The organism is Streptomyces lydicamycinicus (genome assembly GCF_000829715.2).
GTDB classification, from domain to species: domain Bacteria; phylum Actinomycetota; class Actinomycetes; order Streptomycetales; family Streptomycetaceae; genus Streptomyces; species Streptomyces lydicamycinicus.
Window position 1 is genome coordinate 207,851 of the sequence record NZ_BBNO01000005.1, and the last position, 22,888, is coordinate 230,738.

Here is a 22,888-nt window from a genome sequence, read left to right on the forward strand (position 1 = left end):
CGGAGGGCGCATAAATACACTAAGCGGATATTTGACCCAGAATAGGGATTGGTGGATCAAGGCGGCGGGGTGTTGCCGCCCGGAGCGAAGGGTGGATACCGGCACGCAGCGTGGACAGAATCGACGGACGGGGGGTGTGGCCCCGATCACAGCGGGAGGCAGCGGTGAAGACAGCGATACTGGGACCGGCGCAGCGGGCCGAGGCGCTCGCCCGAATGGCGGAGCGGGAGCTCGACATTCTCGTGGTCGGCGGCGGAGTCGTCGGCGCGGGGACCGCGCTGGACGCGGCGACCCGCGGTCTGTCCACCGGACTGGTCGAGGCGCGGGACTGGGCCTCGGGCACGTCCAGCCGGTCGAGCAAGCTCATCCACGGCGGTCTGCGGTATCTGGAAATGCTGGACTTCGCGCTGGTCAGAGAGGCGTTGAAGGAGCGGGGGCTGCTGCTGGAGCGGCTGGCGCCGCATCTGGTCAAGCCGGTCCCGTTCCTGTATCCGCTTCAGCACAAGGGCTGGGAGCGCTGGTACGCGGGCTCCGGTGTGGCGCTGTACGACGCGATGTCGGTCTCGTCGGGGCACGGCCGCGGGCTGCCCGTGCACCGGCATCTGTCGCAGAAGCGGGCGCTGCGGGTGGCGCCCTGTCTGAAGAGGGACGCGCTGGTCGGTGCGCTCCAGTACTACGACGCGCAGATGGACGACGCGCGCTATGTCGCCACGATGGTGCGGACCGCGGCCGCCTACGGGGCGCAGGTCGCCAACCGGGCACGGGTGGTGGGCTTTCTGCGCGAGGGCGAGCGGGTGGTCGGCGTACGGGTCGAGGACGTCGAGGGGGGCGGCGACTACGAGATCCGGGCGCAGCAGATCGTCAACGCCACCGGGGTGTGGACGGATGACACCCAGGCACTGATCGGGGAGCGCGGGCAGTTCCATGTCCGGGCGTCCAAGGGGATTCACCTGGTGGTCCCCAAGGACCGGATCCACTCCACAACGGGACTGATCCTGCGGACGGAGAAGAGCGTCCTGTTCGTCATCCCCTGGGGGCGGCACTGGATCGTGGGGACGACGGACACCGACTGGGATCTGGACAAGGCGCATCCGGCGGCCTCCAGCGCGGACATCGACTATCTGCTGGAGCATGTGAACGAGGTCCTCGCGACGCCGCTGACCAGGGACGACGTGGAGGGGGTGTACGCCGGGCTGCGGCCGCTGCTGGCCGGGGAGTCGGACGCCACCAGCAAGCTGTCGCGGGAGCACACCGTCGCGCATCCGCTGCCGGGGCTGGTCGTGGTGGCGGGCGGCAAGTACACGACGTACCGGGTGATGGCGAAGGACGCGGTGGACGAGGCGGTGCACGGCCTCGACCAGCGGGTCGCGGACTGTGTGACCGAGGATGTGCCGCTGGTCGGGGCCGAGGGCTACAAGGCGCTGTGGAACGCGCGGGCCCGGATCGCGGCGCGCACCGGACTGCATGTCGCCCGTATAGAGCATCTGTTGAACCGCTACGGCTCGCTGACCGAGGAGCTGCTGGAGCTGGTGGTGGCCGATCCGTCGCTGGGCGAACCGCTGGCGCACGCGGACGACTATCTGCGGGCCGAGGCGGTCTATGCCTGCACCCACGAGGGCGCCCGCCATCTCGACGACGTCCTGACCCGGCGCACCCGTATCTCCATCGAGACCTTCGACCGGGGCACCGGCAGCGCCCGCGAGGTCGCCGAGCTGATCGCGCCCGCGCTGGGCTGGGACGACGACCAGGTCGAGAAGGAGATCGCGCACTACCGGAAGCGGGTCGAGGCGGAGCGCGAATCGCAGCGTCAGCCGGACGATCTGACGGCGGATGCGGCGCGGTTGGGGGCACCGGACATCGTGCCGCTCTGACGGCACGCTCTGACGGACGCCGTGCCCGGCGCGGAACTCCGCCGCTCTAACGGCCGCCGTGCCCGGCACAGAACTCCGCCGTCAGCACCGCCGTGTCGGCGACCGGGGCGGAGTGGGTGTCGGTGTTCACGCGGTAGCTGAGGACATGGTGGCCGTCGGCGGTGGCGGCGGTGCGGGCGTGGGAGCCGTTGATCTCGCCGTTGTGGCCCCAGACGGTGACGCCGCAGGGCAGTTCGGTCGCGTAGAGGCCGAGGCCGTAGGTGCCGCCGGTGTGCCGCTCGTTGCGTATCTGAGCCATCTGGCGGGGCGCCAGGAACCGGCCGCCGAGGAGCGCGGAGAAGAAGCGGTTGAGATCGCCCAGGGTGGTGACCATCTCGCCGGCCGCGCCCGCCCAGCTGGGGTCCAGTGAGGTGGCGTCCACCCGCCGGTCGCCGATGTGGGAGTACGCCCGGCCGTGCGGCCTCGGCAGCGCCGGGACGGTGCCGGGGAACGAGGTGTGGTGGAGCCCGGCGGGGACGAGGAGGCGGCGGCGGATCTCGGTGGCGTACGGGTGTCCGGTGACGGCCCGGATGACCAGGCCCAGCACGAGGTAGTTGGTGTTGGAGTAGGAGTACCGGGCGCCCGGGGCGGCCGCCGGCGGATGGCGCAGGGCGGTGCGCAGCAGCTCCGCGGGGGTGTGGCGGTCGTAGCGGTGGGCGCCGAAGCCGGTGCCGAACAGCTGTTGTGCGAGCCGGGGATCGTCGGTGTAGTTGAACAAACCGCTCGTATGGTCCAGCAGCTGGCGGATCGTCACCCGGCGGAGGCCGCCGCGGTCGCCGGGGCCCGTGACCGGCAGGCCCGGCGGGAGGTGGGCGGCGGCGCTGTCGTGCAGGGCCAGCCGGTGCTCGGCGGCCAGCTGGAGGACGACCGTGGCGACCAGGGTCTTGGTGAGGCTGCCGGCCCGGAAGTGGTCCTGGGGCCCCATGGTGCGGCCACTGCGCAGATCCGCCACACCGGCCGTGGCGAAGCGCGCGGCGGGGAAACCGGCGCGGGTGGTGAGGGCGGCCGCGCCCGGGATCCGGTCGCCGACCAGGCGGTGCAGCGCCGGTGCCGTCCGGGCGGGCGGCCGGGCGGGTTTCAGGGCCACGGGGGCGAGGCGGGGTTGGCCGGTGGAGGCCGTCAGGAGCAGCGTGGCCAGGACCGCCAGGGCGCCCGTACGGACCATGGCGTGACGGTGGCCCGCCGGGGGCGCCGCGGGGCGGAGTGCGCGGGCCGCGGCCGGGCGGCGCGGGCGCTTCGTCATCGGGACTCCCGTTCGTCGGGGCCATCATGACGGGGGCAGGGTGTTGTTCGGCACCGACCCGGGCCTTCCGCACGGCCGCGGATGAGGGAGAATGAAGGCTCTGCCAGGGTGGGTTGTCCGAGTTGGGCCAGTTTGGTGATCGATGGGATGTCGAAGCTGCCAACTCGGCTGGATTGCAGAGGGGATGCAGTGGGCGACGAGGTCGAGATGGACGGCAAGGAGGGCAGGCTGCTCGCCGGCCGGTACCGGCTCGCCGATGTTCTCGGCCGGGGCGGCATGGGCACGGTCTGGCGGGCACGTGACGAGGTCCTGGGCCGTACGGTCGCAGTCAAGGAACTGCGCTTCCCGGGCGGGGTCGAGGAGGACGAGAAGCGTCGTCTGATCACCCGCACGCTGCGCGAGGCCAAGGCGATCGCCCGGATCCGGAACAACGGCGCGGTGACGGTCTATGACGTGGTCGACGAGGACGACCGCCCGTGGATCGTGATGGAGCTGGTCGAGGGACGCTCGCTCGCCGAGGTCATCCGGGACGACGGCCCGCTCACCCCGCGCCGGGCCGGCGAGGTCGGCCTGGCGGTGCTCGATGTGCTGCGCGCCGCCCACGAGGCCGGCATCCTGCACCGCGATGTGAAGCCGTCCAACGTTCTGATGTCCGATGACGGCCGGGTCGTGCTCACCGACTTCGGTATCGCCCAGGTCGAGGGCGACCCCTCCGTGACCTCGACCGGCATGCTCGTCGGCGCCCCCTCCTACATCTCCCCGGAGCGCGCCCGCGGCCAGAAGCCGGGCCCGCCGGCCGACCTGTGGTCGCTGGGCGGGCTGCTGTACGCCTGCGTCGAGGGCGTGCCGCCGTACGACAAGGGCTCGGCGATCGCCACGCTGACGGCGGTGATGACCGAGCCGGTCGAGCCGCCGAAGAGCGCCGGCGGACTGGAAGAGGTCATCTACGGCCTGCTGGTGAAGGACCCGGCGGGCCGGCTGGACGACGCCGGGGCGCGGGCGCTGCTGCTGGATGTGGTGCACGCCCCCGAGGCGCGGAAGCCGGAGCCCCCGCTCGACGAGACCCGGGCGATGGTGCTGCCGACGGTGCCCAAGGAGCGGGCCAAGGCGAAGCCTGACAGCGCGCCGAAGCCGAAGCCCGCCGCGAAGTCGCGGGTGCCGCGCAAGCCGAAGCCGAAGCCGGCCGCCGCCCCGGTGGCGGAGCCGGCGGCCGGGAGCGCCTCGGCGTCCGACGGTGCCACGGCGGGCAAGAGCAAGACCCGTGCCGCCGGGGCCGGCAGCGCCAAGGCCGCCGCGACGAGCACCCCGGAGCGGACCGGGCGCCCGCAGCGGACGGCCGCCCCGGCCGCCGGGGAGAAGGCCGGCGCGGACCCCGCCGGCTCCGCCGCGTCCCGTCCGACGCTCACCCGTCCCGGGTTCGACACCGAGGCCGCCAAGGAGCGGCTGCGCGGTGCGCTGCGGACGGTCCGTGCGGCGGCCGCCGCCGCGAGAGCCCGTGCGGACTCCAGACCCGCTGACGGGAACCGTCCGGCGACCCGCGCTTCGGTGACCGATGTTGTCCCGCGCCGCACCCTGGTCATCGTGGCCGTGGTCGTCGTCCTGGCGGTGCTGGGCACGGTCCTGGCCGTCGCGCTGAGCGGCGACGACACCACGAAGAACAGCGGCAAGCCGGCCGGCAAGCAGGACAAGTCGTCATCCGCAGCGAAGGCGAAGCCCTCCACGGAATCGGCCGACACGGGCGAGGACGCGAAGCAGGGCGGGCCCGGCTCGCCGGACCCGCAGGCGCCCGGCGGTGTCAGCCCGGCCGAGGACAAGGACGACACCGGCGGCGAGGACGGCAAGGGGGACAAGGCGGTGCCGGACGGCTTCGCCCAGATGTCCAACGGCAGGTTCCACTTCGGTATGGCGATGCCCAAGGGCTTCCAGCAGACGGGCACCGCGGGGGAGGGCTCCGGCGTCATCTACAGCGCCTCGGGCGGTTTCCCCCGCGTCCAGGTGGACTACAACGCCGAGCCCGGCAGCGACGCGGCGGCTTCCTGGCGCGGTCTGGAGCCGGCCGTGCGCGGCTCCAGCGAGGACTACCACCGCATCAGCATCAAGACGGTGAAGTGGCGGGGCTATCCGACCGTCGCCGACTGGTCCTTCACGCGCCGTCAGAGCGGCCAGGACGTCCGCGTTCTCGACCGGGGCTTCCGGGCCGACGACCAGCACGGCTACGCCATCATGATCACTTGCAAGAAGGACAAGTGGCCGGACAAGGAGTGCCAGGAAGTGGTCTCGACCGCGTTCAAGACCTTCGCGATCAAGGACTGAGCGCGGGACCGGGGTGCGGGCCGGGCGATGCACGGACAGAGCGCGCGTCGTTGCGCAGACCGGCCCGCAAGCCGCGGTGCGGGCACGTATCGTGAGACCGCGAAGACCGTACGCATCCGCAATCGGCGGGAATACGACCGGAAGTGACCGGAGGCGCCCAGCGCCGAGGGCGTTCCGGCGCGACGGTAGACACAGCGCGCGCTGCGGGGAGGCGTCGTGGACGAGTACGCGGGAAGGGTGCTCGCCGAGCGTTACCGCCTGCCGTTGCGGCCCCTCGGCGATGACGACTTCACCGAGTCCCGGGCGTTCGACACGTTCAGCGGACAGGAGGTCCTGGTCCGCCAGGTGCCGCTGCCCGAGGTGGTCGACGCGGAGGTCGTGGGGGCGGAGCCGGCCGGGCCCGCGGAGCGGGGGACCGCCGGCGGCCGCTACGGTGCCGCACGGCTGACCGCCGGAGCGGGAGTGGCCGACCGCAGCCCCCGGGACCCGGCCGTACGACGCGCGCTGGAGGCCGCCACGACCGCGGCCCAGCTCGCCGATCACCCCCGGTTGGAGCAGGTCTTCGACGTCTTCGCGCAGGACGGCAGCCTGTGGATCGTCGCCGAACTCCTGCTCGCCCGCCCGCTGTCCGCGCTGCTCGCCGAGCGGACGCTGTCCCCGCACCGTGCCGCGGAGATCGCCGCGGATCTGCTCACCGTGCTGCGGGTGCTGCACGCGGAGGGCCGGCTGCACCGCAACATCACCGCCCGTACGGTCCTGGTCTGCGACGACGGCCGGGCCATCCTGACCGGTCTGGCGGCGGGCGCGGCGCAGGAAGCGCTGTGCGGGACCGAGCCGCCCACCGCCGGGGACCCGCCGGACGAGCCCGCGCCGGATGCCCCGGCCACCAAGACCTCGCTGACCAAGCCCGCACCGGACGACGCCACCACCGGCCCCGCGTACGGCCGGCCCACCGCCGGGCTCGCCGCCGAACGGGCCCGGCAGGCACGGCTGACCGTCGTCGGCCCGCTCACCGAGCGCTGGGCGCCGGAGCAGGCCGGACCGGTGCACGAGAACTGGCAGTTGGCGCCGCCGGTCGGCCCGGCCACCGATCTGTGGGCGGTCGGCGCGCTGCTCTTCCGGAGCGTGCAGGGGCAGGCGCCGTTCCCCGAGGACAGCGCCGTCGAGCTGGCGCAGCTGGTCTGTTCGCAGCCGCCCGCGGACGCCGAGGAGTGCGGGGCGCTGCGGCCGGTCGTCGAGTCGCTGCTGCGTCAGGACCCGGCCGACCGCCCGGATGCCGAGGAGCTGAGCGGCTGGCTGCGCTCCTTGATCCGTACGGCGCCGGAGCCGGCGGTCGGCAGCCGGCTGGTGACGATGCCGGCGGAGGGGGCCGATCCGCGGCGGCTGCCGATCGTGCGGCGCCGCGGCGAACTCGTACGGAAGGGCCGGCACAAGAAGACCCGGCCGGCCCGCCGCACCCGGCCGCAGCCGGCCCCGGCCGCCGTGGGGGCCGCCGCGGCCGCACCGCCCGTACCGCGGGCATCGGCCCCGGAGGAGCCCACCCCGCTCGTCTCCACCACCCGCCCGCCGCGCCCACCGAAGCAGCCGAAGCCGCTCCGGCAGTCCAGACCGGCCCGCCCGGCCCGGCCCGGCAGACCGGCGCCCGGACAGCGCGGGCCCGCGGACCGGGACCCGTACGACCAGCGGACACCGGACCGGTCCGGCCCGGACGCCGCCTCCCGCCCGGCCCGCGGGTCGCGCCACCTCGGCCGGGTGCTGCTCACCGCGATCCTGCTGCTGCTCGTCGGCGCGGTCGTCTACGCGATGGCGTTCCTGCCGGAGTCCGGCCCGGACTCCAAGGCGGGCGAACGCGGTGCGGACCGTACGGGCAGCTCGGGTGCGGCGCCCGCCGACCCGGCGCCGTCCGGTGACCAGGAGGGCGCCCGCGCCTCGGCCGGCACCGGCGCGCCGCAGACCACCGCGCCCGCCGAGGTCGCCAAGGGCTTCGAGGTACGCAGCGACCCGGAGGGTTTCCAGGTCGCGGTCCGCGAGGGCTGGCAGCGGCGCGGCGCGAACGACCGGGGCCAGGTGCGGTACGTCGGCGGGGACTATGAGCTGGTGGTGGTGCCCGGCCGCGACACCACGGCGCGCTTCGGCACCGACCCGATGGCGTATCTCCAGAACAAGGAAGCCGAGCTGGCCCCGTACCGCTCCTCCGGCTGGGCCTCGGCCTCCGGCCTCCAGCGGATCGATGTCGGCAAGACGGCGATGGCCGAGGGCACCTTCTCCTGGCGCGACGGCAGTGGCCGCGAGGTGTACGTACGGAACCTCGCGATGATCCACAAGGGCCGCTACCACCTGGTCCTCGTCATCGGCCCGGACCGCGGCCGGCACGAGGTCGACCAGCTCTACACCCAGGCGACGAGCGCCTACCGGCCGGGCTGAGACGGCCGGCCGCCGGTCCCGCGGGGAGTCAGCCCGCCGCCCCGCCGCCTCCGAACCGCTCCCGCAACTCCTGTTTGAGGACCTTGCGCAGCGTGGCGCCGCGGGGCAGGACGGGCAGCAGCTCCAGCTGTTCGGGGAGCTTGTGCCGGGCCAGGCCCTGGGCGAGCAGGTGCGCCGAGACGGCGGCGAGGGTCAACTCCCCGGCATCCGGGGGCTGTTCGATGACCGCGCAGACGCGTTCGCCGCGCTCGGGGTCCGGCAGGCCGATGACGGCGGCGTCGGCGATGTCCGGGTGGCGGTAGAGGAGTTCCTCGATCTCCTGGGCGGAGATGTTCTCGCCCTTGCGGATGATGATGTCCTTGAGGCGGCCGGTGACGACGAGGTGCCCGGTGGCGGTGAGGTGGCCGAGGTCGCCGGTGGGGAGGAAGCCGTCGGCGTCGAACGGGGCGGGCTCGTCGAGGTAGCCGCGGCAGACGCACGGGCCGCGCAGCAGGATCTCGCCGCTGCCGGGGGCGATCCGGATCTCCATGCCCGCCGGGGGCCGGCCGTCGGTGCCGGCCAGGTGCTCGGGGCTGTCGTCCGGGTCGCCCATGGTGACCATGGGGGCCTCCGTCAGGGCGTAGCCGTGGGCGAGTTGGCAGCCGAGTCCGGCGACGACCTCGTGGTACAGCGCGGGGGGTTTGGGCGCGCCGCCGCCGGCCAGCAGCCGCAGCGACGGCAGCAGCCGGTGGCCGGGCGGCAGGGCGCGTGCCTCGGCGAGGAAGAGGGCGTAGAAGGCGGTGGAGCCGCCGGCGACGGTGACGCCGTGCCGGCGGTAGGGGGAGAGCGCGGCGGGCAGCGCGAAGTGTTCCAGGAGGACGGCGGGGATGCCGTGCTCCAGCAGCATGACGGTGTAGTCGGGCCCGGCGACATGAGCGTACGGGAAGGCCATCGAGCCGATGTCCGACGGGCCGAGGCGCAGCGCAGTGCCCAGCCAGCGGCCGGCCGTCCGCAGGCTGCGGTCGGTGTGCAGCACGCCCCTGGGGGCAGCGGTCGTCCCGGAGGTCCAGTAGATCCAGCGAACCGTGTCGGCGTCGGCCGGGGGCGGCGGCAGTACGGCAGGGTCGGCGTCGGGCAGGGTGTCGTAGGCCTCGATGACGGTGGGCGGACCGGGCAGACCGGCGGTCAGCCGCTCCGCCGTCGCGCGGTGGCCGAAGCCGCCCCGGACGCCGGGGACCGCGAAGAACTCCGCGCGGGTGCGGCGCAGCACCTGGCCGGTCTCGTGGGCGCGGTAGAGCGGCACGACCGGGCTCTGGACGGCGCCGATCCGGGCCAGCGCCAGGCTGAACAGCACGGTTTCGATCCGGGTCGGCAGCTGCCAGACCACCAGGCTGCCGGGCCGGACACCGCGCTCGTACAGCCCGGCCGCGACCCGTTCCGCCCGCCGGTGCAGTCCGCCGAAGGTGATCCGCCGTTCCTGCCGGGCGGACTCGGCCCCCTGCACGAGGGCGAGCGCCTCGGGTGTACGGGCGGCGCGCCAGGCAACCAGGTCCCAGAGGGTGGTGCCGGTCATCTGCCCTCCTCATGGCTGACGGAGCGTCAGATCGCCTGCCGAGAGTAGAGCCCGGTGCCTTGTCGGTCCAGAGCGGCGCGGCTAGCCTATTTCTGACGATCTATCAGATATGGCTGAGGGGGGCGGGAGATGGCGGACCCGAACGAGGGCCTCGACGGCGGGGCGGCATACCCTCCGGGGCACGGCCCGGCGCTCCCCGGCCCCCTCCCCGCCGGGTAGCCGCCATGGACCTCAGCTGCACACCGGAGGAGGAGAACTTCCGGGCCCGGCTGCGCCGGTGGCTCGACGAGGTGCTGCCGAAGCTTCCCGCGCCGCCCGCCGCGACCGACTGGCCCGGCCGACGGGCGTACGACACGGCCTGGCAGCGGATGCTGTACGACGCCGGATACGCGGGCCTGCACTGGCCGCGGGACGCCGGCGGGCAGGGCGCCACCCCCGCCCAGCACCTGATCTTCCTGGAGGAGACCGAGCGCGCCGGCGCCCCCTATGTCGGCGCCAACTTCGTCGGGCTGCTGCACGCCGGTCCGACCCTCGCCGCCGAGGGCACGGCCGGGCAGCGCGCCCGCTGGCTGCCGCCGATCCTGCGCGGCGAGGAGATCTGGTGCCAGGGCTTCAGCGAACCGGACGCCGGCTCCGACCTCGCCGCGCTGCGCACCCGGGCCGTCCGTGACGGGGACGACTATGTCATCAGCGGCGCGAAGATCTGGACCTCGCACGCCGAGGTCGCCGACTGGTGCGAACTCCTCGTCCGCACCGACCCGGCCGCGCCCCGGCACCGCGGCATCAGCTGGCTGGCGATGCCGATGGACGCGCCGGGGGTGACCGTCCGGCCGCTGCGCACCCTCGCCGGTTCGACGGAGTTCGCCGAGGTGTTCCTCGACGAGGTGCGGGTCCCGGTCGCCAACCGGGTCGGCGCGGAGAACGACGGCTGGCGGGTGACGATGGTGACGCTGTCCTTCGAGCGCGGCACCGCCTTCGTCGGCGAAGTGGTCGCCTGCCGCCGGGTACTCGGCGAGCTGGCCCGGGCCGCCCGCGCCAACGGCCGCTGGGACGATGCCGTGCTGCGCCGCAGACTGGGCCGGCTGAGCGCGGAGTTCACGGCGCTGTGGCGGCTGACCCAGTGGAATGTGAGCGAGGCGATGCGGGGCGCGGCACGCGGGGGGCAGCGGGGCGGCGGCGTCCCGGGCACCGGCGGCTCGGTCTTCAAGCTGCGCTATTCGCACGCCCGCCAGGAGCTGTACGACACAGCGGCCGAGGTGCTGGGCGCCGGTGCGCTGGACGCGGACCACGCATGGGTCGCGGACCGGCTGTCGTCCCTCTCGTACACCATCGCGGCCGGTACCTCGCAGATCCAGCAGAACATCGTCGCCGAGCGCCTTCTCGGCCTGCCGAAGGGGCGGTGACCGGGCGATGGACTTCCAACTCACCGATGAACAGCGGGCGTTGAAGGACGGCACCCGGGAGCTGCTGGCCGGGCGGTTCGGGCGGGACCGGCTGCGGGCGGCCGTCGAGGACCCCACGCCGGACCGTGCGCTGTGGTGTGAGCTGGGCGCGGCCGGCTTCTTCGCGCTGCGGCTGCCGGAGCGGGACGGCGGGGTGGGGCTGGGTCTGCCGGAGGCGGTGCTGGTCCTGGAGGAGGCCGGGCGGGCACTGCTGCCGGGACCGCTGGTGGCGTGCCAGCTGCTGGCCGGGGTGGTCGACGGGGTCGCGGCCGGCGAGCGGATCGTCGGGCTGTGCGACGGGGCGCGGGAGCCGCTGCTGTGGGAACACCCGGCCGGCTGCGATGAGTTGATCATGCTGGACGCCGGCGACGGCCCGGCGGACGGTGAGGCCGACGGCCGGGCGGAGGGCGCACGGGGGCGCACGGTCGGTGCGTACCGGAGCGCGCCGGACCAGGTGACCTGCGCCCCGTTTGCTTCCGTCGACCCCCTCACTCCGCTCGCCCGCGTCCTGGACCTGCCGTGCACCGACCCCGTGGCCGTGGACGCCCCCCGGCTCCGCCGCGAGGCCGCCTTGCTCACCGCGGCCCAGCAGCTCGGCAGCGCCCTCCGCACGGTCGAGATGGCGGCCGGCCATGCCCGCGAGCGCGAGCAGTTCGGCGTCCCCATCGGCTCGTTCCAGGCCGTCAAGCAACTGTGCGCGCAGATGCTGGTACGCGCGGAAATCGCCCGAAGTGCGGTGTATGCGGCGGCGGTCACGGAGAGTGCTCTCGATGTCACGGGCGCGAAACTTCTCGCCGACGAGGCCGCGGTGCGCAACGCCCGGGACTGTGTGCAGGTCCACGGCGGAATGGGCTTCACCTGGGAGGCCGATGTCCATCTGCATCTGAAGCGGGCCTGGTGGCACGCCGAGCGCTGGGGAACGGCGGGCGAGGCGGAGGAATTGCTGGCCGCGGGCCTGATCGCCTGACGGCGCGAGGCGAAGGCCGTTGCGGGGGGCGTGTGTGCCGCCGGTGTCAGACTGTGGCACTCCGTGTACGGAATGTCGGACTCACTACGCAGAAGTGGTCACGGAGTGTCGATATCGGGTTGTGTCCTAGGCGTGACTCGTCACAGGGGGGAGTCGGCGTTCCGCTCGGGTACTCTCCGTTGGGTGCGAGTGGTTCTGTGGCGCAACGAACCCGGTGCCGTCGGAAGGACGGCTCCGGGGTACGGACTGCGCGCCGCTCGCCTCAGGCAGGGGCCGGGTCGCCCCCCTTGTTCGACTCCCCGCAAAGTGCGTCGCACAGTATGCAGGATGCATACTCCCTTGCGCTGGAATATGCCCGAAGCGCTTGTTGGGGTGACTGAACGTCAACCATGCTGTGCTTCGCCGGGGTCACGCACCGTGACTCCGTGGAGGCGCGAGGCGATGTTTCCGCCGGTTCGGATGGTGTGAGCGGTGCAGGTGCTTCAGGTGCAATTGGACGTACGGCCTGACCCCGCGGAGGTGGGGCGGGCCCGGCGGTGGGCCCGGTCGCGGCTCGTGGGTTCCGGCATAGGGATCGATGAGCCACTCGCGGAGACATTGATCCTCTTGATCTCCGAGCTCGTCACCAACGCCGTGGTGCACACCGGCACGTCGGCCGAGCTGCGGATGTGTTTCTCCGGCTCGGGGGCCGTGGTGGGCACGGTCCGGGTCGAGGTGCGGGACGCCAGCGCCCGCCCGCCACGCCAGCGGCACGCCGACGGTGACGACACCAACGGCCGCGGCCTGGAGCTGGTCGACGGTCTGGCCGACCGCTGGGGCTGGCAGCAGGAAGGCGCCGGCAAGCGGATCTGGTGCGAGGTGGACCGCGGCCGCCCGCTGCTGATGGCGGCAGGGGCCGATCTCGGGACGTATGAGCCCTCTTGCGCGGTGTCACGCACCGTGACGCACCAGGCGTAATCGAGGCGACCGGCGCACATCCGGCGCTCCTCCACCAGATCCGGCAAACCGGTCGTCACGCATGAAGTCCAGACCAGGTGTTGACGTGGCGTGCTCAGTTGATCACTCTTGGGTGAAGCGATGCGCCGTGAGGGGACGCCGAGGTCGTGGGGACCGGGATTCCGGCCCGGCCTTGGCGAGTGCGGATCGCGGCCCGGTCGGGGGCCCGGTGAGAGCCGGGGGAGGGTGGCGGTCCGCGGTGCCGTGCTCGGGGCGCGCATGAGCGCACCGCCGCCTGACCGGCCGGGCGCCGTCGGGTCGCCGGCCGGTGCGGTCGGCGACCCGACGCGGCCGCCTCAGAGGATCGCCACGGGGGCGACCGGCGCACCGGACCCGCCGACGAACGGTTCGGCCACCGCGGACAGGAAGAAGGCGAAGCGGCCCTCCTCCGCGCAGGCCGCCGACAGCTCCTCCAGATTCCAGTTCTGGCCCTGGAGCATGCCCATCTCCACGAGGTGGAGGGCGTGCACCGGCATCCACAGGTTCTCGATCTCCGGCGGGAAGATCTCGAAGGTCAGGGTGTCGTTGGCGACCGCCGCGACATCGCGTGCGTGGAACCACTCCGGGGTGCGCAGCGACAGGCCGGGTGACGGGAAGGCGTAGCCCTGCCGGTCGCCGACGAGATAGTGCCGCATCTGTCCGGTCCGGACGAGGACGATATCGCCGGCCCGGACCGTCGTTCCGGCCAGTTCCTCGGCGGCGTCCAGGTCCTCCGGGGTGACGGCGTGCCCGCCGGGCAGCCCTTCGGCGTTGTGCACCCGGGCCACGTCCAGGAGGACGCCGCGGGAGACGATCGGGGTGGCCTTCTCCACGCCGAGGGCGGTGGCGCCGCCGTGTGCGGTGACCGAGCCGGCGGGGCGGTTGTTGTAGAGCCGTCCGGAGTGGGAGACATGGGCCAGGCCGTCCCAGTGGGTGGCGGCCTGGAGGCCCATGGTGACCGCGTCGTCGGAGGTCGCGACCGTACCGGGGCCGAAGATCTCCTGGTTGATGGCGGTCATGGTGTGCAGCGGATTGACCCGGCCCGGGATCACGCCGGTCTGTACGCCGTCCTGCCGGAGGGGGAGCGCGAGCGGGATCCGGCGCCCGCTGCGGACGCTGCCGGCGGCCTCCCGGACGACCTGACGAGTGATCAGATTGAGGGTGCCGATCTCGTCGTCCGCGCCCCAACGCCCCCAGTTGTTCACGCGTTTGGCGATGTCATGGAACTCCTGGGGCAGGGGCATGGGGCCTCCTCGGGGCGGCCGGGGCCGGTTCGGCCCGGGGTCTTGTGTTCGTACCGGGTCTGCTCAAAAATCTAACGGTCCGTCAGAAACTGCGGGAAGGGTCACGGCATGGGGAACTTCTTGACCGGCAAAGTGATCGCCGTAACGGGGGCGGGCCGCGGCATCGGCCGGGCGGTCGCCCTGGCCTGCGCGGAACAGGGCGCGAAGGTGGTCGTCAACGACTACGGGGTCGCCATCGATGGCGGTGCACCCAGCAGTGAGATCGCCGAGTCCGTGGTGAAGGAGATCGAGGCGGCGGGCGGCGTCGCGACCGCGGTCGCCGACGATGTGTCGACCATGGCCGGCGGCCAGCGGATCGTGGACACCGCGCTGGCGCAGTACGGACGGATCGACGGTGTGGTGTGTGTGGCCGGGATCCTGCGCGAGCGGATGCTCTTCAACATGACCGAGGAGGAGTGGGACCCGGTCGTCGCCACTCATCTGAAGGGGACGTTCACGGTGTTCCGGGCGGCGGCCGCGGTGATGCGCCGCCAGAAATCCGGCACCCTGCTGGGCTTCACCAGCGGCAATCACCAGGGCTCCGTGTCCCAGGCCAACTACGCGTCCGCGAAGGGCGGGATCATCTCGCTGGTACGGAGCGCCGCGCTCGGGCTGCACAAATACGGGGTGACGGCCAACGCGGTGGCTCCCGTCGCGCGGACGCGGATGTCGGAGAAGGTGCCGATGGAACTGACCGAGATCGGCGAGCCGGAGGACGTGGCGGCGCTGGTCGTCTATCTGCTGAGCGAGCGGGCCCGGGAGATCACCGGCCAGGTCTATACGGTCGCCGGGCCGAAGATCGCCGTGTGGGCCCAGCCGGTGGAGCTGCGCTCCGTGTATGCCGACGGGGGTGGGTGGACGCCGGAGCGGGTGGCGGAGGTGTTGCCGGGGTCGGTGGGGGTTGATCCGATGCCGATGCTGGGGCGGGTGGCGGCGATGGCTTCCGCGGCCGCGGCGGCGGCCGAGGCGCGGGGCGCTGCGCTTGGCTGAGCGGCTCACGTTGTCGGCTTTCCCGCCGTGGGTGTTGCTCGCCGTTTGTGGCCCGCTGCGCGGTGCCCTCGCCGTTGCGCCTGCGGCGGGCGGTGCCGCTGCGCGGGGCTGTTGGGGTGCGGTGACGGGCCTCCGGGGCAGGGGTGTGGGACTGCTTCGCTTTACGTCCCACACCCCTGCCCCTCCGGCCCGTCCCCTCCCGTGGGTGGGTGGTTGTGAGGTTGGTGGGGGTGGGCGTGGGAGGGCGTCGTGGACTTTGGGTTCGGTAGGGCGGATGAGGACTTTAGGGCGGATGCCCGGGAGTGGCTTTCGGGGCATCTCATCGGGGCTTACGCCGAGTTGGCCGGTGCGGGTGGGCCCGGGAGCGAGCATCTGGGGGCCGGGGTGCGGCGGGATTGGGAGCGGGAGTTGGGGAGTGGGGGGTGGATCGGGCTCGGGTGGGAGTGTGCGGAGGGGGCGTACGGGAACCGGGTGGGGAGTCTGACCCAGCAGGTCGTGTGGGCCGAGGAGTATGCGCGGGTCCGGGCGCCGGGGCGGGTGGGGCACATCGGGGAGAATCTGCTGGCGCCGACGCTGATCGCGGCGGGGGACGAGGCGCAGCGGCGGCGGTTTCTGCCGGCCATCGCCCGGGGTGAGGAGCTGTGGTGCCAGGGCTACAGCGAGCCGGAGGCGGGGTCGGATCTTGCGGGGCTGCGGACGGTGGCGGTCCGTGACGGCGGTGGCTATCGGGTCAGCGGGCAGAAGATCTGGACGTCGCTGGCCGGGGAGGCCGACTGGTGCTTCGTGCTGGCCCGGACCGATCCGGGGGAGCGGCGGCACCGGGGGCTCTCGTTCCTGCTGGTGCCGATGGATCAGCCGGGGCGGATCGAGGTGCGGCCGATCCGGCAGATGTCGGGGACGGCGGAGTTCAACGAGGTGTTCTTCGACGGGGCGCTGGCGCCGCACGTGGTGGGCGGGGAGGGCGCGGGCTGGCGGGTGGCGATGGGGCTGCTGGCGCGGGAGCGGGGGGTGTCGACGCTCGTGCAGCAGATCGGGTTCGCCGCGGAGCTGGCCGCCGTGCTCGCCGCCGCGGTCCGTGGCGGTGCGGTGCGGGATCCGGTGCTAAGGGAGCAACTCGTGCGGCAGTGGGCCGAGTTGCAGGTCATGCGGTGGAACGCGCTGCGGACCCTGGGCGCCGCAGGGGACGCGGGGGCGCCGAGTGTGGCGAAGCTGCTGTGGGGCGGCTGGCACCAGCGGCTCGGGGAGCTGGCGATGCGGGTGCGGGGGGCCGCGGCGGCGCTCGGGCCCGTCGACTGGAGCGCGCGGGCGCCGTACGAACTGGACGCGCTCCAGCGGCTGTTCCTGTTCACCCGGGCCGACACCCTCTACGGCGGCTCGGACGAGATCCAGCGCAACATCATCGCCGAGCGTGTGCTCGGCCTGCCCAGACTGGAGCGGTGATGAGAGGCGTCATATTCGACGGCGAGCAGCCCCGGGTCGTGGACGATCTGGCGGTACGGGACCCGGGGCCGGGTGAGGTGCTGGTCGGGATCCGGGCCGCGGGGCTGTGCCACAGCGATCTGTCGGTGATCGACGGGACCATTCCGTTTCCGGTGCCGGTGGTGCTGGGGCACGAGGGCGCGGGGGTGGTCGAGGCCGTCGGCGCGGGCGTCGGCCATGTGGTGCCCGGCGATCATGTCGCGCTGTCGACGCTGGCCAACTGCGGGGCGTGCGCGGAGTGCGACCGGGGGCGGCCGACGATGTGCCGGAAGGCGATCGGGATGCCGCAGAAGCCGTTCCGGCAGGGCGAGCGCGAGCTGTTCAGCTTCGCGTCGAACTCGGCGTTCGCGGAGCGCACGGTCGTCAAGGCGGTGCAGGCCGTCAAGATCGCCGAGGACATTCCGCTGACCTCGGCGGCACTGATCGGGTGCGGGGTGCTGACCGGTGTCGGGGCGGTGCTCAACCGGGCGAAGGCGGACCGCGGGGACTCGGTCGTGGTGATCGGGGCCGGCGGGATCGGCCTCAATGTGCTCCAGGGGGCGCGGATCGCCGGGGCGTCGGTGATCGTGGCGGTGGACGCCAACCCCGCGAAGGAGGCGGTGGCCAGGCAGTTCGGGGCGACGCACTTCATCGATGCGTCGGCGGTGGCCGACAGTGTCAAGGCGGTGAAGGAGATCCTGCCGACCGGCGCCGACCACGCCTTCGAGTGCGTGGGCAGCACCCGGCTGATCCGGCAGGCCATCGATCTGCTGGACCGGCACGGCCAGGCGGTGCTGCTCGGGGTGCCGCCGGCCACCGCGGAGGCGTCGTTCCTGGTGTCCTCGATGTACCTGGACAAGTCGATACTGGGCTGCCGTTACGGGTCGGCGCGGCCCCAGCGGGACATCGCGCTGTACGCCCGGCTGTACCGGGAAGGGCGGCTGATGCTGGACGAGCTGGTGACCCGGACATATCCGGTGGAGGACTTCGCGCGGGCGGCGGACGACGCGCATCACGGGCGGGTGGCCCGGGGGGTGCTGACCTTCTGACCGGGTCCCGGGGCGGCCCTGGCCCGATCCTGATGAACCCTGGCCTTCCGGCCACTCGTTCCGCCCGGGGGTGACGGACGAAGCTGCTCCGGTGACCCAGACACCCGAACTGCCCCTGCGCAGGGCGGTCCCCGCCCCTGCCCCCGTCCCCGGTCGGCGCCGCCCGCACCGGGCCTGGTCCGTCGCCGCCGTCACCTTCCTCACCCTCATCGGCGCGGCGGGTTTCGCCTCCCTCCCCGGCCTGCTCATCGAGCCGCTGCACGCCGAGTTCCACTGGTCGCGCGGCACCATCGGCCTCGCGGTGTCGGTGAACCTCGCGCTCTACGGGCTGACGGCGCCGTTCGCCGCCGCGCTGATGGACCGGTTCGGTATCCGGCGGGTGGTGGCGGTCGCCCTGACGGTGATCGCGATCGGCGCCGGGCTGACCGTCTTCATGACGACGAGCTGGCAACTGGTCCTGTACTGGGGCGTGTTGGTGGGGCTGGGCAGCGGCTCGATGGCGCTGGCCTTCGCGGCGACGGTCACCGGCCGCTGGTTCACCGCCCGCCGCGGGCTGGTCACCGGCATCCTCACCGCGGCCGGCGCCTCCGGGCAGCTGATCTTCCTCCCGGCCCTCTCCTGGATCGTCGAACGGTACGACTGGCGGCCGGCCGCGGTGACCGTCGCGCTCGCCGCGCTCGCCGTCGTCCCGCTGGTGTGGCTGCTGCTGCGCGACCACCCGGCGGATGTGGGCGTCGCGCCGTACGGGGCGGCGGAGTTCGTCCCCAAGCCGCCGCCGCAGCGGGGCGCGGCCCGGCGTGCCGTACGGGCACTGCTCTCGGCGGCCGGTACGGGTCCGTTCTGGCTGCTGGCGGGCACTTTCGCGATCTGCGGTGCCACGACGAACGGCCTGGTCAAGACGCACTTCGTACCCGCGGCACACGACCACGGCATGCCGATGACGGCGGCCGCCTCGCTGCTCGCGGTGATCGGCATCTTCGATATCGCCGGAACCATCGCGTCCGGCTGGTTCACCGACCGCTTCCACACCCGCCGGCTGCTGGCCACCTACTACGGACTGCGCGGCCTGTCGCTGATGTTCCTGCCGCTGCTGCTGTCCGACACCGTCCACCCGCCGATGGTCTTCTTCATCGTCTTCTACGGTCTCGACTGGGTGGCCACCGTCCCGCCGACCCTCGCCCTGTGCCGCGAGCACTACGGGGACGATGCCGCGATCGTCTTCGGCTGGGTGCTGGCCGCCCACCAGGTGGGCGCCGCGCTGATCGCCTTCCTGGGCGGCCTGGCGCGCGATGCGTTCGGCACGTACAACCCGGTCTGGTACGCGTCGGGCGCCCTGTGCGCCGTCGCGGCGCTGATGGCCCTGGTCATCCGGCAGGGGCGGGCGGGTGCCGGGGACGGGCGGGTGGTCGCGGCCCAAGGGTGATCACCAACACAGGCCGGAGAGCGCTCCGTTGGTGAGGCGCGCCCCTGCCCGGGGCATCATCCCGGTGAGAGGAGTGATGGGGGATGGTGACGACCGGAGGCGTGGTCGGTAGGGCTGAGGGGGCTGGTGAGGCTGACGGGAGCGAGGCGGTCGGTACGCCCGGGCGGGCCGGTGAGCCCGGTACCCTCGGCCCGGTCTGGAGCGGCCGGACCCTGCTGGTCTCGATGGCGGCGCTGCTGGCCGAGGCCGTCATCACGACGGTCGGGCTCACCCTGTACTCCTTCACCCAGGGGGGCCCGTCCGGCAATGGGTTCATGGCGGCTTTCGTGCTGCCGTTCGCACTGGTCCTGGGCGCACTCCCCGGCTTCGTGCTGGCGGCCACCCTGGTGCTGCCCACGGTGTCGCTGGCGCGCCTGGCGGCCCGGTGGGGAGGGTGGCAGGGACGGCCGAAGTGGTGGTGGACGGCGGCCGCCGCCCCGTTCACCGCGGCCGGTGCGACCCTGGCGTACGGGACGGTGCTCGCGCTCCTCGCCCGCTCGGTGGGGCCGCCCCGGGCCTACCTCGTGTGCTGGCTGGCGCTCACCGCGGCCGCCGTTCCCGCGGCTCTGCTCGCCGCGGTCGCCGGGCGGGGTACCGGCGCCCGGCGGACCGTCTGGCTGATGCTCACTGTCGTGGGCACCGGCTTCCTGGCCGCGTTCGTCCTGGGTGCGGGCCTTCTCGCGGCGGGCCTGTAGTCCGTGCAGGAGGCCCCGGGGCCGGGCGGGGTCGGTGCTCGTCGGCGTACCGCCGCCCTCACGGCACGAAGTGCCCGAAGGCCCCCCGGTGAAAGAGGAGCGGGCCGTTCCCGGCGGCGGCCGGGTCGGTGCCGAGCGCCTCGACCCGGCCGACCACGATCAGGTGGTCGCCGCCGGTGTGGACGGCCTGGACCGTGCAGTCGATCCAGGCGGGGACGTCCGCCAGCCGCGGTGAACCGGTCACCGGCGCGGCCCCGTAGGGGACACCCGCGAACTTGTCGCCGCCGCTGACCGCGAACCCGCGGCAGAGACCGCCCTGTCCGGCGCCGAGCACATTGACGCAGAAGACCCCGGCGCGGGCGATCCGGGGCCAGGTGGTCGACGTACGCGCCACCATGAACGTGACCAGCGGCGGGTCGAGGGAGAGCGAGGCGAAGGACTGGCAGGCGAATCCGGCCGGGCCCGGCTCCCCGGGGGCCGTGATGATCGTGACGCCGCTGGCGAAGTGCCCCAGGACGGAGCGGAATTCCGCCGGGTCCAGAGGGGCGCGCTCGTCCTCGCGTACGGCGCGCAGCGCGGGCCGCGGCGGCGCGGTGGCGGGGGACGGCGCGGCCGCCGTGGTGGGCGCGCCGACGGAGCGTAGGTACCGCACGACCGTGGCCGCCATTCCCGCATGTCCCATCATGTCTTTCATTGAATCTGATGGAGCGTCAGATGTGAAGGTGTCCGGCGCGGGCGCCACCCGCAGGTGTGGTTTCCCGTTCCTCCGGGATGATCTGCGGTGGATTCGGGGGAGATTGGGGGCTGGATTCCTGATTGCGTGTCGTTCGCGCGGGTAGCGTCCACTGCGGCCGCGTCCGTAGCCGAGCACGGGGGAGAGTTCCGGTACATGGCCGATGCGAGAGCGTCGTCAGCTTCGTCTGCCGCGCCAACCTTCGACGAGGTCTTCTGCGGGCTGCTGCCCCGGCTGTACCGAAGGGCGGTGATGCTGGCCGGATCGAGACAGTCCGCGGAGGACGTGGTGCACGAGGCCTATCTCAAACTCGCGGCCCGCCCCCAGCGCTTCCTGGCCCATCCCGAGCCCTATGCCTATGCCTTCACCGCCGTCCTCAACGTCGCCCGCGACACCTACCGCAAGGACCGGCGTCAGGTGCTGGTCGACGGCATGGAGGGCGTCGAGGAGGCCGGCGCGGGCGGCGGCGCCGGCGGGGCCCCTGGTGGGGCGACCGGCGGCTGGGACGGCGGGGTGGAGCGGCGGCAGTCCGAGATCGAAGCGGTGCGCCTGCTCGGGAAGTTGTCGCACCGGCAGGCCGGCATCGTCATCCTCGTCGACCTCGACGGTTACACCATCGACCAGGCCGCCAAGATCATGAAGGTGCATCGCGGCACCGCCGCCCGCCATCGCGCCCGTGCGCTGGACAGGCTGCGCGCCTACCTCGTTGAATCGGAGCACGGGCAGGCCGGGAGGTGAGCGGCACGGTGGACGTGGGGCCACGGTACGACGGCGGTGCGGGCGCGGCGGGCGGTGACGGCCCGGGCCACGGCGGTGGCCGGGGCGACGGCGGCGGGGACGATGCCGAGGCGCTGCTGCGCGCCCGGCTGCGGCTCGCGGACGAACAGATCGAGACACCGCCCGGCCTGTGGGACCGCATCCGGGAGCCGGGCACCGCGCAGGCGCCGGCAGTGGTGCCGCTGTCCAGAAGGCGGCCGCGGATGGTCGTGCTCGTCGTGGCGGCGGCGGTGGCAGCGGTGGCACTGGGGGTGTGGTGGATGGTGCGCCCCGGGCCCGTCTCCCTCCAGCCGGCGGGACCGGCCCCGACCGTGAAGATCACGGTCTACAACAGCGAACGGGCCTGTCGCACGGGCCGTTCCCTGGAGTGCGCGCTGCGGCTGGCCAACGATCCGCGCGCCAAGTACGCCGCGCGCGGCAACTCCGCGGGCCGGGTCTGGCACGGCGATGCGCTGGCCGCGCGCTGTGTGGTGACGGACGGCCGGATGGTCCGCGACGAAGCGGGCATCACCTCCACCCGCTGGTATCTGGTCACCAGCGGGCAGGGGGTGCGGGGCTGGCTGCCGGGGGTGCGGACGCGGAACACCCGCGAGGTACCGGAGTGCCCGGGGGATGTGACGTAGGCCCACGGGCTCCGGGAGACCAGGGGGCTCCGGGTGGTCACCGGCCCCGGAACGCCGGGCGGCGGCGCGCCACGAAGGAGGCGACGCCCTCCTGTGCGTCCGCCGTCGTCATATTGATCTCCTGGGCGGTGGCCTCGGCGGCGAAGGCCGCGCTCCGGTCGGTGTCGAGCGAGACGTTGACCAGCTGCTTGGTCAGGGCCAGCGCGCGGGTCGGGCCGGCCGCCAGCCGCTCGGCCCACTCCCGGGCCGTCTTCGCCAGCTCGCCGTCCGGCACGACCCGGTTGACCAGACCCAGCCGTTCCGCTTCGGCGGCCGGCAGGGCGTCCCCGAAGAACATCAGCTCCTTGGCGCGCTGCGGGCCGATCAGCCGCGGCAGGAGGTAGGCGCCGCCGCCGTCCGGTACCAGGCCGCGGCGCACGAACACCTCGATGAAGCGGGCCGATTCGGCGGCCAGCACCAGGTCGCAGGCGAGCGCGAGATGGGCGCCGAGCCCGGCCGCGGTGCCGTTGACGGCGGCGATGACCGGCTTTTCGCAGTCCAGCACGGCCGTGATCAGCCGCTGGGCGCCGTTCCGGATCATCCGGGCGACATCACCGGCGACCCGCTCGCCGGCCGGCGGCGCTCCGCGCAGATCGGCGCCGGCGCAGAAGCCCTTGCCGGTCGCGGTGAGCACCACGGCCCGGATGCCGGGGTCGGCCGAGGCGTCGGCGAGCCGGCCGATGAGGCGTTCGCGCTGGTCCCAGGTGACGGCGTTCATCGCTTCGGGCCGGTTCAGGGTCAGCCACGAGACGCCGTTGTCAGTGGCGTGCAGTACCAATGAATCGACGGCATCGACGGCATCGACGGCATCGACGGCATCGACGGCATCGAGGGCATCGAGGGGTTCCGCGCGGGTGGTGGGCCCGTCGGGCCCGTCGGGCACGGCGGGGGGAACGGAACCGGGGGACGGTGAGGGTGTCATGGGGGAGCGGCTCCAGAGGGTGCGGTCGGGG

At 73.3% G+C, this 22,888-nt stretch carries 18 protein-coding genes; 13 read left to right on the forward strand and 5 right to left on the reverse strand.

Annotated elements, in window-relative coordinates; all coding sequences use genetic code 11:
* The first annotated feature begins 164 nt into the window (after positions 1-164).
* A complete protein-coding gene (locus TU31_RS18680; protein WP_042155976.1) occupies positions 165-1,871 on the forward strand; it encodes a glycerol-3-phosphate dehydrogenase/oxidase in 1,707 nt (568 codons plus the stop codon).
* Positions 1,872-1,917: 46 nt separating this feature from the next.
* On the opposite strand, the gene TU31_RS18685 is transcribed toward TU31_RS18680, so the two are convergent.
* Positions 1,918-3,153 carry a serine hydrolase domain-containing protein gene (locus tag TU31_RS18685; protein ID WP_042155980.1) on the reverse strand — a complete coding sequence of 412 codons (1,236 nt, stop codon included), beginning with the start codon at positions 3,151-3,153 and terminating at the stop codon, positions 1,918-1,920.
* A 207-nt stretch (positions 3,154-3,360) separates the two neighbouring features.
* Between TU31_RS18685 and TU31_RS18690 the strand changes: the two genes are divergently transcribed.
* Together TU31_RS18690 and TU31_RS18695 are read left to right on the forward strand one after the other, a co-directional pair.
* Positions 3,361-5,466, forward strand: coding sequence for a serine/threonine-protein kinase (locus TU31_RS18690; RefSeq protein ID WP_042156619.1), 2,106 nt, complete (start codon positions 3,361-3,363; stop codon positions 5,464-5,466).
* Between the two features lie 216 nt (positions 5,467-5,682).
* Positions 5,683-7,890 (forward strand): serine/threonine kinase C-terminal domain-containing protein, encoded by a 2,208-nt coding sequence (locus TU31_RS18695; RefSeq protein ID WP_042155982.1) that lies wholly within the window; start codon positions 5,683-5,685, stop codon positions 7,888-7,890.
* Between the two features lie 28 nt (positions 7,891-7,918).
* Here the strand turns inward: TU31_RS18695 and TU31_RS18700 are convergent, their stop codons facing one another.
* The gene (locus TU31_RS18700; protein WP_042155984.1) at positions 7,919-9,442 is read right to left on the reverse strand and encodes a class I adenylate-forming enzyme family protein; all 1,524 of its coding nucleotides are present in this window, start codon (positions 9,440-9,442) and stop codon (positions 7,919-7,921) included.
* Positions 9,443-9,666: 224 nt separating this feature from the next.
* On the opposite strand from TU31_RS18700, the gene TU31_RS18705 reads away from it, so the two are divergent.
* The 3 genes from TU31_RS18705 (at position 9,667) to TU31_RS18715 (ending at position 12,808) form a co-directional block, all read left to right on the forward strand.
* Complete coding sequence (locus TU31_RS18705) at positions 9,667-10,845, forward strand: acyl-CoA dehydrogenase family protein (RefSeq protein ID WP_042155987.1); 1,179 nt, start codon at positions 9,667-9,669, stop codon at positions 10,843-10,845.
* A 7-nt stretch (positions 10,846-10,852) separates the two neighbouring features.
* The gene (locus TU31_RS18710; RefSeq protein ID WP_042155989.1) at positions 10,853-11,851 is read left to right on the forward strand and encodes an acyl-CoA dehydrogenase family protein; all 999 of its coding nucleotides are present in this window, start codon (positions 10,853-10,855) and stop codon (positions 11,849-11,851) included.
* 471 nt (positions 11,852-12,322) lie between these two features.
* The gene (locus tag TU31_RS18715) at positions 12,323-12,808 is read left to right on the forward strand and encodes an ATP-binding protein (protein WP_042155993.1); all 486 of its coding nucleotides are present in this window, start codon (positions 12,323-12,325) and stop codon (positions 12,806-12,808) included.
* 335 nt (positions 12,809-13,143) lie between these two features.
* Here TU31_RS18715 and TU31_RS18720 read toward each other — a convergent pair whose 3' ends face one another.
* Positions 13,144-14,070, reverse strand: coding sequence for a cyclase family protein (locus TU31_RS18720; protein WP_042155999.1), 927 nt, complete (start codon positions 14,068-14,070; stop codon positions 13,144-13,146).
* Positions 14,071-14,178: 108 nt separating this feature from the next.
* On the opposite strand from TU31_RS18720, the gene TU31_RS18725 reads away from it, so the two are divergent.
* From TU31_RS18725 to TU31_RS18745, 5 genes are all read left to right on the forward strand, one after another.
* Entirely contained in the window at positions 14,179-15,099 is a 921-nt protein-coding gene (locus tag TU31_RS18725) for an SDR family oxidoreductase (protein WP_042156002.1), read from the forward strand.
* A 249-nt stretch (positions 15,100-15,348) separates the two neighbouring features.
* Positions 15,349-16,539: an acyl-CoA dehydrogenase family protein gene (locus TU31_RS18730; RefSeq protein ID WP_042156004.1), complete on the forward strand. Its 1,191-nt coding sequence runs from the start codon at positions 15,349-15,351 to the stop codon at positions 16,537-16,539.
* The gene (locus TU31_RS18735; protein WP_042156010.1) at positions 16,539-17,606 is read left to right on the forward strand and encodes a Zn-dependent alcohol dehydrogenase; all 1,068 of its coding nucleotides are present in this window, start codon (positions 16,539-16,541) and stop codon (positions 17,604-17,606) included. The genes TU31_RS18730 and TU31_RS18735 overlap by 1 nt, the downstream gene beginning before the upstream one ends.
* Positions 17,607-17,697: 91 nt before the next feature.
* Positions 17,698-19,029: an MFS transporter gene (locus TU31_RS18740; protein ID WP_042156016.1), complete on the forward strand. Its 1,332-nt coding sequence runs from the start codon at positions 17,698-17,700 to the stop codon at positions 19,027-19,029.
* 83 nt (positions 19,030-19,112) lie between these two features.
* Positions 19,113-19,763, forward strand: a complete 651-nt coding sequence (locus tag TU31_RS18745; RefSeq protein WP_042156019.1) for a hypothetical protein — start codon at positions 19,113-19,115, stop codon at positions 19,761-19,763.
* Positions 19,764-19,821: 58 nt separating this feature from the next.
* Here the strand turns inward: TU31_RS18745 and TU31_RS18750 are convergent, their stop codons facing one another.
* Positions 19,822-20,457 (reverse strand): flavin reductase family protein, encoded by a 636-nt coding sequence (locus tag TU31_RS18750; protein WP_245698591.1) that lies wholly within the window; start codon positions 20,455-20,457, stop codon positions 19,822-19,824.
* 195 nt (positions 20,458-20,652) lie between these two features.
* On the opposite strand from TU31_RS18750, the gene TU31_RS18755 reads away from it, so the two are divergent.
* Positions 20,653-21,234 carry an RNA polymerase sigma factor gene (locus TU31_RS18755; RefSeq protein WP_078885847.1) on the forward strand — a complete coding sequence of 194 codons (582 nt, stop codon included), beginning with the start codon at positions 20,653-20,655 and terminating at the stop codon, positions 21,232-21,234.
* 8 nt (positions 21,235-21,242) lie between these two features.
* Entirely contained in the window at positions 21,243-21,896 is a 654-nt protein-coding gene (locus TU31_RS18760) for a hypothetical protein (protein ID WP_245698592.1), read from the forward strand.
* 37 nt (positions 21,897-21,933) lie between these two features.
* Here the strand turns inward: TU31_RS18760 and TU31_RS18765 are convergent, their stop codons facing one another.
* Positions 21,934-22,857 (reverse strand): enoyl-CoA hydratase/isomerase family protein, encoded by a 924-nt coding sequence (locus TU31_RS18765; protein WP_245698593.1) that lies wholly within the window; start codon positions 22,855-22,857, stop codon positions 21,934-21,936.
* Between the last annotated feature and the right edge of the window lie 31 nt (positions 22,858-22,888).